The organism is Alcaligenes sp. MMA (assembly GCF_020907215.1).
In the GTDB taxonomy this organism is placed as follows: Bacteria; Pseudomonadota; Gammaproteobacteria; order Burkholderiales; family Burkholderiaceae_B; genus Alcaligenes; species Alcaligenes aquatilis.
In genome coordinates, this window is record NZ_JAJJPP010000001.1 from 296,311 (window position 1) to 309,467 (window position 13,157).

Annotated in this window: 12 protein-coding genes; 5 read left to right on the top strand and 7 right to left on the bottom strand. The window is 56.7% G+C overall.

All coding sequences use genetic code 11. From position 1 onward, the window contains the following. Window positions 1-1,833, top strand: a complete 1,833-nt coding sequence (locus tag LNA76_RS01280) for a branched-chain amino acid ABC transporter ATP-binding protein/permease (RefSeq protein WP_094197332.1) — start codon at window positions 1-3, stop codon at window positions 1,831-1,833. After that, the gene (locus LNA76_RS01285) at window positions 1,830-2,612 is read left to right on the top strand and encodes an ABC transporter ATP-binding protein (protein ID WP_094197331.1); all 783 of its coding nucleotides are present in this window, start codon (window positions 1,830-1,832) and stop codon (window positions 2,610-2,612) included. Before LNA76_RS01280 ends, LNA76_RS01285 begins: the two co-directional genes overlap by 4 nt. On the opposite strand, the gene LNA76_RS01290 is transcribed toward LNA76_RS01285, so the two are convergent. The 6 genes from LNA76_RS01290 to fdxA all read right to left on the bottom strand — a co-directional run bounded on the left by LNA76_RS01290 (window position 2,609) and on the right by fdxA (window position 7,522). Next, complete coding sequence (locus LNA76_RS01290; protein ID WP_094197330.1) at window positions 2,609-3,250, bottom strand: OmpW/AlkL family protein; 642 nt, start codon at window positions 3,248-3,250, stop codon at window positions 2,609-2,611. The two genes, LNA76_RS01285 and LNA76_RS01290, sit on opposite strands and share 4 nt — an antisense overlap. A 223-nt stretch (window positions 3,251-3,473) precedes the next feature. Further along, window positions 3,474-4,187 carry an ABC transporter ATP-binding protein gene (locus tag LNA76_RS01295; protein WP_094197329.1) on the bottom strand — a complete coding sequence of 238 codons (714 nt, stop codon included), beginning with the start codon at window positions 4,185-4,187 and terminating at the stop codon, window positions 3,474-3,476. Window positions 4,188-4,431: 244 nt separating this feature from the next. Further along, complete coding sequence (gene nth, locus LNA76_RS01300) at window positions 4,432-5,070, bottom strand: endonuclease III (protein ID WP_230017691.1); 639 nt, start codon at window positions 5,068-5,070, stop codon at window positions 4,432-4,434. Next, window positions 5,067-5,708, bottom strand: a complete 642-nt coding sequence (locus LNA76_RS01305; protein ID WP_094197327.1) for an RnfABCDGE type electron transport complex subunit B — start codon at window positions 5,706-5,708, stop codon at window positions 5,067-5,069. Before LNA76_RS01305 ends, nth begins: the two co-directional genes overlap by 4 nt. Before the next feature lie 52 nt (window positions 5,709-5,760). Then, window positions 5,761-6,984 carry a polyhydroxyalkanoate depolymerase gene (locus LNA76_RS01310; protein WP_230017692.1) on the bottom strand — a complete coding sequence of 408 codons (1,224 nt, stop codon included), beginning with the start codon at window positions 6,982-6,984 and terminating at the stop codon, window positions 5,761-5,763. 214 nt (window positions 6,985-7,198) lie between these two features. Further along, entirely contained in the window at window positions 7,199-7,522 is a 324-nt protein-coding gene (gene fdxA, locus LNA76_RS01315) for a ferredoxin FdxA (protein WP_026483116.1), read from the bottom strand. Between the two features lie 240 nt (window positions 7,523-7,762). Between fdxA and pncB the strand changes: the two genes are divergently transcribed. Continuing rightward, the gene (gene pncB / locus LNA76_RS01320; RefSeq protein ID WP_094197325.1) at window positions 7,763-8,938 is read left to right on the top strand and encodes a nicotinate phosphoribosyltransferase; all 1,176 of its coding nucleotides are present in this window, start codon (window positions 7,763-7,765) and stop codon (window positions 8,936-8,938) included. Between the two features lie 33 nt (window positions 8,939-8,971). Here pncB and LNA76_RS01325 read toward each other — a convergent pair whose 3' ends face one another. Further along, a complete protein-coding gene (locus LNA76_RS01325) occupies window positions 8,972-9,490 on the bottom strand; it encodes a flavodoxin family protein (RefSeq protein WP_125276539.1) in 519 nt (172 codons plus the stop codon). 83 nt (window positions 9,491-9,573) lie between these two features. Between LNA76_RS01325 and LNA76_RS01330 the strand changes: the two genes are divergently transcribed. Together LNA76_RS01330 and trpB are read left to right on the top strand one after the other, a co-directional pair. Next, on the top strand, window positions 9,574-11,868 hold the full coding sequence (locus LNA76_RS01330) for a RelA/SpoT family protein (RefSeq protein WP_108727757.1): 2,295 nt from the start codon (window positions 9,574-9,576) through the stop codon (window positions 11,866-11,868). Between the two features lie 75 nt (window positions 11,869-11,943). Continuing rightward, complete coding sequence (trpB, locus tag LNA76_RS01335; RefSeq protein ID WP_094197322.1) at window positions 11,944-13,143, top strand: tryptophan synthase subunit beta; 1,200 nt, start codon at window positions 11,944-11,946, stop codon at window positions 13,141-13,143. The last annotated feature ends 14 nt before the right edge of the window (window positions 13,144-13,157 follow it).

Below are 13,157 nucleotides of genomic sequence, written 5' to 3' on the forward strand. Positions count from 1 at the left end.
ATGAGACACTTGCTGACGCTACTGTTTATTGCGGTTCTGTTGGTTTTGCCGCAGTTGGGCGCAACGCCCGAATTCTGGATTACCCAGCTTAACTATATTGGCTTGACCAGCCTGGTTGTTCTGGGCCTGGTGCTGTTGACCGGCGTGGGTGGTTTGACTTCGTTTGGTCAGGCCGCGTTTGTGGGTCTGGGTGCCTACACCACGGCCTATCTGACGGCTCGTCTGGGTTGGTCGCCCTGGTTCAATCTGCTGATTGGCATGGCTATCACCATGATGGTGGCCTACATTCTGGGGGCGATCACACTGCGCTTGTCTGGCCACTTCCTGCCCCTGTGTACCTTGGCTTGGGGGCTGGCCTTGTACTACCTGTTCGGCAACCTGGAGTTCCTGGGTCAGTACGACGGTATTTCCGGTATTGCTCCTTTGGAGTTCTTCGGTATTTCCCTGTCCTCGGGCCGGGATATTTACTACCTGATCTGGGCGTTCGCCTTGCTGGCGATGTGGGGTACGCGCAACCTGTTGAACTCCCGTCCCGGACGTGCCATTCGTGCTCTGAAGCATGGCAGCGGCATGGCCGAATCCTTTGGCGTGAACATGGCCAATTACAAGGTCATTGTGTTCGTTTACGCTGCCTTGCTGGCTTGCGTATCCGGTTGGCTCTATGCGCACTACCAGCGCGCGGTATCACCCAGTCCTTTCGGCTTGAACTACGGTATTGAATACTTGTTCATGGCTGTGCTGGGCGGGGCAGGCAGTGTTTGGGGTGCTGTTTTGGGTTCGGCTCTCGTGCTGAGCCTGAAAGATCAATTGCAGAATTGGCTGCCCAAGCTGCTCAATACCGACATCAACTTCGAGCTGATCGTTTTCGGTATCTTGATGGTGCTGATTCTGCAATACGCTCGCGACGGTCTGTGGCCCATTTTGCACAAGGCTTGGGAACAGGTTTTCGGTGCGCAGAAGCGCAATCAGGCGGCTCCTCCGCAAGCCGAGGCTCTGCCTCAGCGTGAGCGTCCCCAGGCCGGCTCGCTGGTTCTGGAAGTGAACAAGATCCGCAAGGAGTTCGGTGGTCTGGTCGCCGTGAATGACATCAGCTTCACCTTGAATGCGGGTCAGATCATGGGCCTGATCGGTCCTAACGGCGCGGGCAAGAGCACAACCTTTAACCTGATTACCGGCGTGCTGTCGGCCACCAGCGGCCAGGTCAGCTTCCTGGGGCAGCGGATTGATGGCAAGCCTGCACGCGAGATTTCTCGTCTGGGCGTAGGCCGTACCTTCCAGCACGTGCAACTGCTGCCTACCATGACGGTTCTGGAAAACGTGGCATTGGGCGCTCACTTGCGTCGCAATGTCGGTGTGGTGTCCGCCGTTCTGCATACTGAGCGCCGTAGCGAAGCCGAGCTTTTGCACGAAGCGGCTGTTCAGCTGCAGCGCGTGGGCCTGGGTGATTACCTGTACGAAGAGGCGGGCAATCTGGCCCTGGGCCAACAGCGTATTTTGGAAATTGCCCGTGCCCTGGCTTCCGATCCGCTGCTCTTGCTGCTGGACGAGCCGGCTGCTGGCTTGCGCTACAAGGAAAAGCAGGAACTGGCCAAAGTGCTGGATCAGTTGCGTAGCGAAGGCATGAGCATTTTGCTGGTTGAGCATGACATGGACTTTGTCATGAATTTGACGGACAAGCTGGTTGTCATGGATTTTGGCACCAAGCTGGCCGAAGGTTTGCCCAAGGAAATTCAGGAAAATCCAGCGGTGCTGGAAGCCTACCTGGGTGGTATTGATGACGACCTGGATCTGGATCAGGTCAATGAGCCCGCCTCGGCAGGAGCAGCGCTATGAGTTCGGCACAATCGAAAGACATTATCCTGAAAGTAGACAATCTGGCGGCTCAGTACGGCAAAGTCACGGCCGTGACGGGAGCCAGTCTGGACGTTCGGGCAGGCAGCATTGTGACGGTGATCGGCGCCAATGGTGCAGGCAAGTCCACCTTGCTCAATTCCATGATGGGCTCGTTGCCCAGCGTGGGCCGCAGCACAGGCTCGGTGCAGTACGAAGGGCAGGAGATCAGTCATTGGGAAGTGGAGCGTCGCGTGGCGGCTGGCATTTCCCTGGTGCCGGAACGCCGCGAGCTGTTTGGCAGCATGACGGTGGAAGACAATCTTCTGCTGGGCGGCTTTCGCCTGTATCGCGCCCGTCATCCCGGCTGGCGCGACACCATGGACAAGGTTTACACCTTGTTTCCACGCTTGAAAGAGCGTCGTACTCAGCTGGCAGGGACTTTGTCAGGCGGGGAGCGGCAGATGCTGGCCGTAGGCCGTGCCTTGATGGCGCAACCCAAAGTGCTGATGCTGGATGAACCCAGCCTGGGCCTGGCGCCGCGTGTGGTGCGGGAGATCTTCATGATCATCGCCCGACTGCGCAGTACCGGCGTGGCCATCTTGCTGGTCGAGCAAAATGCTCGTGCCGCTTTGCAAGTGGCTGACTACGGTTATGTACTGGAGACGGGCGATGTGGTGCTGCAAGGGCCCGCGTCTGACCTGGCTCATAATCCCCGAGTGATAGAAAGCTATCTGGGCTTGGGGCAGGGCAAACGCGAGCAGGAAGAAGCCAGCGCTTAGAAGCGGTAGCCGACCCCGATGGTGGCAACCACGGGGTCCAGCTTGGCCTTACCAATGGACTGACCGTTCAGTTTCACGTCTGGACGGATGCTGATGTAGCGTACATCGGCGTTCAGGAACCAGTTCTTGTCCAGCTTGTAATCCACACCGACCTGGGCTGCAAAACCCCAGCTGTTTTTCAGTTTCAGGTCGGAGCCCGCCAGCGCACCGCGCGATTCGGTGTCAAAGAACATGGTGTAGTTCACGCCCACGCCCACATAGGGCTGGAAGTCGCTGTCAGGCAGGAAGTGGTATTGCAGGCTCAGGGTTGGGGGCAAGTGCTTGGTCTTGCCGATACGGCCCAGATTGCTGTCGATATTGTGCTGGAAGGGGAAAGCGCCCAGCAGTTCAATACCAATATTGCGGGTGGCCATATAGGTCAGCGAGAAGCTGGGGCGGGCATTATTGCCTACGTCCAGCTTGACGGTGCCGTCAGCCACAGAGCCGTTATTGGATTTTGGGGATACCCAGGTCACGCCACCTTTGAGCAAGAAATCACCCGCTTCGTGTGTTTGGCCTTGAGGCGCGTACAAAACAGCGGCCAGTCCTACCGCGAGCAAGGACAGGTGCAGACCGGGAAACAAGTGGCGGGCTTTCATAATGACTCCGTAGGGGGGTGTAAAGCCTACAGAGTGAATGAGGGCTGGGTTTGCAGATTTGATCCAAAGCAAGCTTCAGGGATAGTTGACCGCCTGACCTTGTTGTAGATCAAGTAAGTAGAATTCATACGGGGCCAAATTCACCCCTATGTGTGTTTTTTGCATCACCTGGTAACGAGCTGGAAAAGAGAAAGGCGGGCGTGGGAGAGCTCGGATGATGGGCTCACACCCCCAGGAGTGCGTGCAGGGCGTCGTACTTATGGCTTAATTCGCTGCGGCTGAATCGCTCGATAATTTGCCCTTGTTCCAAGACATGAAACTGATCGCTGAATTCTGCCGAGAACTGTGGGCATTGCTCGGCCAGCACAATGGTGTAGCCTTCGTGGCGTAAGGTGCAGATCAGCTTGCCAAGTGCCTGGGCCTGTACCGGAGCCAGTCCCTCGGACACCTTGTCCAGCAGCAGTAGATTCACACCTGTGCGCAGCAAGCGCGCAATGGCCAGTATTTTTTGTTCGCCGGTAGACAGATGGGTGGCCATATGGTGGCGACGTTGCTCCAGGCTGGGTAGCAGCTCATAGATCTGCACCAGTGACATTCCACCACCCAGGGCAGTCCCTATAGCGGGCGGTAGCAAGAGGTTTTCCTCACAGCTCAGACCGGTGAAGATGCTCTGTTCGTAAGGGCTGTAGCCCACTCCCAGATCTGCCAACTGGTGTTGGCTCAGGTGTATGGTTTCGGTGCCTTGAATACGGATGGAGCCTCGGCGGCTATCGGTTAATCCCGCGATGGCGCGTAACATGGCGCTGCGGCCGGCCCGACTTCGGCTCAGTACGGTACAGATCTCGCCCGCAGCAACCTGCAAACTCAATCCGCGCAAGAGCGGAAACTCTCGTTGGCAGGCGTACAGATTCTCAATATCCAGGGCAGCCCGTGTCATGAGAATGCTCCTTGTCGTAAGGCGTCAATATGGGCCTGTACGTTGGCTGGTCGGCTCAGGATTCCGTTACGTGTCCTTCGCCGCTGATTGTGGTGATTCCATCACCAGCGAACTTTAGGCAGGGTTCTTCATGTGTTTCAGTATGGAAGCGCCAACGAAGCAAAACCATGCGGGTTTGTCATAGGAGAGATCGGTTTAATGCACTGTTTGGTAAACAAATGTTGTTAAACCAGGCATGTGTTACTTAAGTGTTAACGGTTTTCGGCTTGAAGTCACACAAGTCCGAGATAGCACACTGGGGACATTTGGGTTTGCGGGCCACGCAAATGTAGCGGCCATGCAAAATCAGCCAGTGGTGGGCGTCCAGTAAAAAAGGCTTGGGAATCACTTTTTCCAGCTTCCTTTCCACTTCGACCACGTTTTTTCCTGGCGCAATGCCGGTGCGGTTGGCAACGCGAAAAATATGGGTATCCACGGCAATGGTGGGCAGGCCAAAAGCGGTATTCAAGACCACGTTGGCGGTTTTGCGCCCTACGCCTGGAAGAGCCTCTAGTGCAGCGCGGTCACAGGGAACCTGGCCTTGATGCTGCTCCAGCAAAATCCGACAGGTCTTGATGACGTTGGCGGCTTTGGTCTTGTACAGGCCAATGGTCTTGATGGCTTCACGCAGCCCTTCTTCACCCATAGCCAGAATCCCTTGCGGTGTGCCGTGTTCGGGAAAAAAGCGGGCAGTAGCCAGGTTCACGGAGCGATCAGTAGCCTGGGCCGACAGAATCACCGCAATCAGCAGTTGAAAGGTGTCGGCGTATTCCAGTTCGGTGGTGGGCTTGGGGTTGGCGGCCTGAAAACGGCTGAAAATCTCGTGGCGCTTGGCAGCGTTCATGGCGTAGTTTCGCTTGCAGTCTTGCCGGCGCGTCGCGCACGGGCGCGGGCCAGAGCAGAGGCAATGGAGGCCTCTCGTTTATCGGCCTGATCGGCCGAGTTGGCCAGGACAGGTTTATTAGCCAGCGTACGGGCAGCCAGATCCGAGCTTTCCTGGTGTCGGGCCAGCAGGCGGTCGCGGCGTCGTTCCGTGTCCAGGCGAGCCTGTATGGCCTGTTCGCTGCTCCATTCATCCGTAGGGATCATGCTGATGCAGTCTACTGGACAGGGCGGCACACATAGCTCACAGCCGGTACAGCGGTCAGCCAGTACGGTGTGCATCAATTTGTTGGCACCGATAATGGCGTCCACCGGACAGGCCTGAATACAGAGCGTGCAACCAATGCAGTGCTCTTCAATAATGACTGCGCGGCTGGGGCCGGTGAATTCCCCACAGGAAGGGTCCAGGGGCAGGGCTTCACGACCCAGCAGCTCGGCCAGGGCCTGCACGCCTTCCTGGCCGCCGGGCGGGCAGCGGTTGATCGCCTCGCCTTCAAGCGCAATGGCTTGGGCATAGGGCAAACAGGCATCGTAACCACAGCGGGTGCACTGGGTTTGAGGGAGCAGGGCGTCAATGCGCCGTATTAAGGTGTTGGACATGAATGCAAAAACGGGGCCCTCTGGCCCCGTCAGAAACGGCCTTAGCCAAATATCAGTTGTGCTGACGGATGAAGTCCCTGATTTTAGGACAGATCAGCGTGCGCCAGCGGCTTCCGGAGAAAATCCCGTAATGACCACAGTTGGGCGCGGTGAATTGTTGCTTGAGTTCAGGCGCGATTTTCGAACATAGCCCCTGAGCCGAATGAGTCTGGCCCTGGCCGGAAATATCGTCCAATTCGCCTTCAATAGTAAACAAGGCCACGCCATCGATATCCTGGGGACGGACTTGTTCGCCATGCACGTGCCATTGGCCTTTGGGCAGACGGTGCTCCTGGAACACAATGCGGATCGTGTCCAGGTAGAACTCGGCGGGCATGTCCAGCACGGCATTGTATTCGTCGTAGAAACGGCGGTGGGCTTGTGCATCGTCATCGTCACCTTTGATCAGGTGCTGATAAAAGTCGTAGTGTGAGCTGACGTGACGATCCGTATTCATGGCGACAAAACCGGCGTGCTGCAAAAAGCCGGGGTACACACGGCGGTGAGCACCAGGGTATTTGGTGGGCACCCGGTGAATCAGATTGTTTTCGAACCAGGAATAGGACTTGGTGGTGGCCAGACGATTCACCTCGGTGGGTGACTGACGCGTGTCGATGGGGCCACCCATCATGATCATGCTGCGTGGCATCACGGCCGAGCGACGGCTTGCCATTAAGGAGACGGCAGCCAAGACCGGCACCGTAGGCTGACAAACCGACATGACGTGCACTTTCGGGCCCAGTGCCTGGATGAATTCCTGCACATACAGGACGTAATCGTCCAGATGGAAGGGGCCGGCTGAACGAGGCACCATGCGGGCATCAATCCAGTCAGTAACATAAACCGAGTGATCGGGCAGCAGCGCGCGTACGGTTTCGCGCAGCAAGGTGGCGTGGTGGCCGGACAGAGGCGCGACCAGCAGGATCGTGGGGTCCTGATCCGCTTTGGGATGATCGCGCTTGAAGTGGATCAGCCTACAGAACGGTTTGCTCAGGTGCTCGACCTCCTGCACGGCGACGGTTTGGCCGTCGATCTGGGTTTCGTCCAGCCCCCAGGCTGGTTTTTCGTAATCCTTGCCGATACGGTGTACCAGTTCAGAGGCCGCCGCCAGTTGGCGCGACAGGGGCGTATAGGCCAGTGGACTGTAGGGGTTGGAAAACCATTGAGAGCCGGTGCCGGTAAAGGCGGCGAGCGGAGCCAGAAAGGACCGCTGAAGTTCGTGCAGATCGTAAAGCATAGTGTGCGCCTTGGTGTTGCCTAATTTGATACAGAGGAATGTATATGCTTATTTCCTTGTGGGAAACAATACGACGTTTATCGTTCCTCTGGCCTTGGTATTTTCCCTTGCTGCGGTGCGGCAGGTTTTTTTATCAAAAGGCGAGATTGGGCGCAAGAGTGGCTGGATACAAACGCAGCCACCGAGTCGGGTCTATATAGAGCGAGCGACGTGCTTAGCGTTCCAGATACTGTAGTTTGTTCTCCACACCGTTCCAGTCGTCCGCATCTTCCAGCGGTTTTTTGGAGCGGTTGATGCTGCCAAAAACAGGCGTCAATTCAGCGTTCAGTTCGATGAAGTGCACCTGATCTTGGGGCACGTCCTCTTCGGCAAAAATGGCATTGGCCGGGCATTCGGGAATACAGACGGCGCAGTCAATACACTCGTCCGGGTCAATCACCAGAAAGTTCGGGCCTTCACGAAAACAGTCGACGGGGCACACGTCCACACAATCGGTGAATTTGCACTTGATACAGTTTTCGGTGACGACGTGGGTCATTTCAGTAACACTCCTGCGGTATCGCTAAGGCGGTTGATCACGGCAAAAGGCCGTGGATGGGGTGCGCGACAACGCACAGGGCCTGAACGATAAAAATGGGATTTGAATCGAATCTTTCGATTTTAACGAATATTCAGCTTCTTGCTTATTGAGATGGCGCAATAGCTCATCTGCTAGATAGCGGTACGCAAGAACTGACGCCCGTGCTATGGTTGCGCAATCAAAATCGGTAGGTTTGTGATGATCATTACCTCTTTACTTGATACGGACCTGTACAAGTTTTCCATGATGCAGGTTGTCCTGCATCATTTCCCGGCTGCGCACGTGGAGTATCGCTATAAATGCCGCACTCCCAATATTAATTTAAGCCAGTACCTGGACGAGATCCGGGCGGAAATTCATGCCCTGTGCCAGTTGCGTTTTTCAGACGCCGAGCTGGATTATTTACGCAGCCTGCGCTTTATCAAAAGCGATTTTGTCGATTTTCTGGGTCTGTTCCATCTGCCCGAGCGTTGCATTCAGGTGCAGGCTGGGGCTGTTCCCGGCGAGATCGAAATTTCGGTCCAAGGCCCCTGGCTGCATACGATTCTGTTCGAGATCCCGGTGCTGGCCATCGTGAACGAGGTCTACTTTCGCAACGAATGTCCACAACCACAATGGGCGGAAGGGCGCGAGCGTCTGCAGTCCAAGATGCGTCTGGTGGTCGATGATCCGGCCTTAAGTGACTTTCGTGTGGCTGATTACGGCACGCGCCGCCGCTTTTCCAAGCAGTGGCACGAAGAAGTGGTCACCACTATGATCGAGCAGATGAAACCGCACTTTGCCGGCACCAGCAACGTCTGGCTGGCCATGAAGTATGGGGTAACGCCGCTGGGCACCATGGGACACGAGTACTTGCAGGCTTGTCAGGCTCTGGGCCCTCGCTTGCGTGATTCGCAGATTTTCGCCCTAGAGGTGTGGGCCAAAGAATATCGCGGTGACCTGGGCATTGCCTTGTCGGATGTGTACGGCATGGATGCTTTCCTGCGCGACTTTGACATGTATTTTTGCAAGCTGTTTGACGGTGCCCGTCACGATTCGGGCGATCCCTTCATCTGGGGTGAGCGCTTGCTGGCGCACTATCAGGCTAACCGTACCGATCCGCGTACCAAGACCTTGGTATTTTCTGATGGCTTGACCATTCCCAAAGCCATTGAGCTGGCGCTGCGTTTTGCAGGGCGCTGCAAGGTGTCTTTTGGGATTGGCACCAACCTGACCAATGACCTTGGCCATGAGCCTTTGCAGATTGTGATGAAGATGGTGCGCTGCAATGGTCAGCCGGTGGCGAAAGTGTCCGATGCTCCGGAAAAGACCATGTGTGATGATCCGGCGTATCTGGCGTATTTGCGGCAGGTTTTTCAGTTGCCGCCAGCTTGAATGACAGCCCTTTGTTTTATGCAAAGGGCTTTTTTATAGGCATAGCAGCGCCGCCAGGTGCCCACCGGCTTCCCGAGCCTGGGTAATTTGCTCTTCATTCAAGGTCTTGGGAGCCAGAATGCTTTCTGGTGTCTGGGCGTGAAAGTTGAAGATCCGGATCGGGGCGGCCAGCTCCAGCCGCCAGCCGGTACAAATCCGCTCCAGTTGTCGCTGGGCTCCTTGTCCATCGCTACCGGCACTGATCAAGGCAGAGTAGGGACGGCCATTTAGCTGATCCAGCACCTCGTAGTAATTCCGGTCCAGACACTCTTTCATGGCCCCGCTCAGACTGGCCAGGTTTTCGGGGGCGCAGAACAGATAAGCGTGGGAGTCGCGCAAATCCTGCGCTTGCACCTGATCGCAATGCAAACGTTTGATACGGATCTGTTCTAGCCCTCCCAACTCCTGGAGCACCTCCAGCGCGCCTTGTTCAGCCTGTTCAGCCAATTGCCGGGCCGCGCCGGTACGGGAGTGCCAAATCAATAGAAGCTGGCGGCATGTGTTCAGACTCATAAGCTCTTACTCGCGGTGATAGACTAGCGTCTACAGTATAGAGAGCCACCTCAGCGCTGAGTGGCCACATCGACGTAATTCACATGAATCACACCGCTTCCCCCCCTATGGCCGAGTCGGCCTTCAACCCTCTATGGTTCGCGCAAGCCAGCCACGGACTGGATGAAGCAGGGCGTACGCTATTGCAGGCGGCTGCCGACTGGGCGGGGCCTATTTTGCTGGATCTGGCCGGAAGTACCGGCGAACCGTTGGACAGCCATTGCGCTCAGGTAGCGCTTATTTTGGCTGGTTTGGGTGTGGATGCCCAAACCCGTGCCAGTGCCTTGTTGGCCGTCACCCCCGCCCCTGGGCCGGAGATCAAACAGGATCCGGTTCAAAAAGCCTTTGGTGCCGAGGTCATGACCCTGGTGCGTGGCTCGCGCGCCTTGTACCGCCTGGGATCGCTGACAGGCCAGGCCAAGGAGCAGACGGGCGGGGGTGATCAAAAAGAAATGAAGCGCAAGATGCTGCTGGCGATGGCCGCCGATTTGCGCATTGTCTTGATGCGCCTGGCCTCGCGCTTGCAGTCCTTGCGCTGGTACCGACAGTCCAGAAATGTCTGCCCGGTAGGGTTCGCGCGCGAAACGCTGGAGCTGTATACGCCGCTGGCTAACCGCCTGGGGATTTGGCAGATCAAGTGGGAAATGGAGGATCTGGCCTTTCGTTTTCTGAACCCCGAGGTTTACAAACATATTGCCAGTCAGCTTGAAGACAAGCGCGTGGAGCGCGAAACCCTGATCAGTCAGGTTCGTGATCAACTTTTGGCGGCCTTGAAACGCGAGCATATCGTGGCCGAGGTCTCGGGCCGACCCAAGCATATCTTCAGCATCTGGAACAAGATGCGTAACAAGCATCTGGACTTTGAACAACTGTTTGATTTGCGCGCCTTGCGCGTCATCGTTGAGGATGAACGCAGCTGCTACCACACGTTGGCTGTGGTGCATTCCTTGTGGACGCCTGTGCCCGAGGAGTTTGACGATTACATCTCCCGCCCCAAGCCCAATGGTTATCGCTCCTTGCATACCGTCATTGCGGATGCGCAGGGGCGTTGCTTTGAAATTCAGATCCGCACGCGCGACATGCATCAGTTCGCGGAATACGGGATGGCTGCCCACTGGCGCTACAAGGAAGCGGGAGCCCAAGGCGGGCAGCAGGTGGCCGATGGTGAGGACGATAGAAAGATCGCCTGGATGCGTCAATTGCTGGCCTGGGACAGGGAGGCGTCCACGTCAAACGCTACCGCGCCTGGTCCGCAAGCAGACAGCAGCAAAGAGTCGGCTTCCGAAAAGACAGTAGAACCCGTCGCCAGTAAGAAACCGGCAGTCGCCCGGCCTTTGAAGGCTCAGGAAGACGAGCATATTTATGTGCTGACGCCGCAGGCTCGCGTTATCGAGCTGCCTGTGGGGGCGACGCCGGTGGACTTTGCCTACTATCTGCATACCGATCTGGGCCACCGTTGTCGCGGTGCGCGGGTTGATGGGCAGATGGTGCCTTTGTCCACGCGCTTGTCGACGGGCCAGACAGTAGAGATTGTGGCGGCCAAATCCGGTGGCCCCTCGCGTGACTGGCTGAACGTACAACTGGGCTTTCTGGCCAGCCCGCGTTCGCGCTCCAAGGTGCGGGCCTGGTTCAACGCGATTGAATTGCAGCAGCGTATCTCCCAAGGCCAGAGCATGGTCGAAAAAGAGCTGCAAAGGCTGGGCCGTACCGCCGTCAATCTGGAACAGATGGCCCAGCAACTGGGTTTTGCCAAGGCGGATGACCTGTATGTGGCGGTGGCCAAGGATGAATTCAGTCTGCGCCAAGTGGACGCCTTGTTCCGTGAGGATGTGCAGGAAGAAGAACCCGTACAGCGCGTGTTTGATGCGGCCCGGGAAAGTGTTTCCAAAACCGGGAAAAGCGGTGTGCTGGTGGTGGGCGTGGACTCCCTCATGACACAGCTGGCCCGCTGTTGCCGTCCCGCACCGCCTGACCTGATTGCCGGTTTTGTGACCCGTGGTCGGGGAGTGTCCATACACCGTGCTGACTGCAAGTCTTATCAGGAACTGGCTGATCGACAACCTGAAAGGGCTATTAGCGTTGATTGGGGCGATACGGGGGATACTCAGTATCCGGTGGATCTGGCGATTGAGGCTCAGGAGCATCCCAGCCTCTTGCGTGATCTGTCTGAAGTATTTGCCCGCCTGCGCTTGAACGTAACGGGTATTAATACCTTGAGCCGTCGTTCGTTGACACGCATGATATTTACCATTGAAGTGCGTGATGGCGAGCAAATTCAAAAGGCTTTAGCGGCCTTGAACGAGTTATCGGGTGTTAGCGCCCGCCGCTACTCGTCCTGAACTGCTAAAATTGGTAAACCTAAACCTCGCGGGTGTTGTGCCCGCGATTGTTCTTGTCAATCAAGAGAGCGAGCTTTGAAAACCTATACCTTGCCCGACCCGGATGGACATTTTGGTCAGTTTGGTGGTTCGTTTGTCGCTGAAACGCTGGTCCACGCCCTGGACGAGTTGAAAGCAGCCTACGAACAGTATCGGAACGATCCTGAGTTTCTGCGCGAGTTTCATTACGAACTCAAGCATTTTGTCGGTCGTCCCAGCCCCGTGTACCATGCCCGTCGATGGTCGGAGCAACTAGGTGGAGCTCAGATCTGGTTCAAGCGCGAAGACCTCAATCACACTGGCGCACACAAGATCAATAACTGTATTGGTCAGATCCTGCTGGCTCGCCGCATGGGCAAGCCACGCATTATTGCTGAAACCGGTGCAGGCCAGCACGGCGTGGCAACGGCTACGGTCGCTGCCCGTTACGGTCTGGAATGTGTGGTCTACATGGGTAGCGAGGACGTGCGTCGTCAGGCTTCCAATGTGTACCGCATGAAGCTGCTCGGTGCGACGGTTGTGCCCGTGGAATCCGGTTCGCGCACCCTGAAAGATGCGCTGAACGAGGCCATGCGTGACTGGGTCACCAACATCAGTAATACCTTCTACATCATTGGCACGGTGGCTGGTCCTCATCCTTACCCGATGATGGTGCGCGACTTCCAATGCGTGATCGGGGAAGAGTGCGTGCAGCAAATGCCTGAGGATGCCGGTCGTCAGCCTGATTACGTCTTGGCGTCAGTCGGTGGTGGTTCCAATGCCATGGGCATTTTCTACCCCTATATCGAGCACAAGGACGTGGAGCTGATCGGTGTGGAAGCGGCTGGACGCGGCCTGGATACGCTGGAGCACTCGGCTTCCCTGAACAAGGGACTGGTGGGTGTGCTGCACGGTAACCGTACCTATGTACTGCAGGATGATGACGGCAACGTCATGCCTACGCACTCGGTGTCGGCTGGTCTGGATTACCCGGGTGTGGGCCCCGAGCACGCCTGGCTGAAAGATTGTGGCCGCGCCCACTACGCCACCTGCACCGATGAAGACGCTCTGAAAGCGTTTCACGATTGCTGCCGCATCGAAGGCATCATGCCTGCGCTGGAGTCCTCGCACGCGCTGGCTCATGCGGCTCGCATTGCTCCGACTTTGTCCAAGGATAAAATCATTCTGGTCAGTTTGTCCGGTCGTGGCGATAAGGACATGCATACGGTCGCCGAGTACGGCGGCTTGACTCTGTAAGCAATCGGGAACTG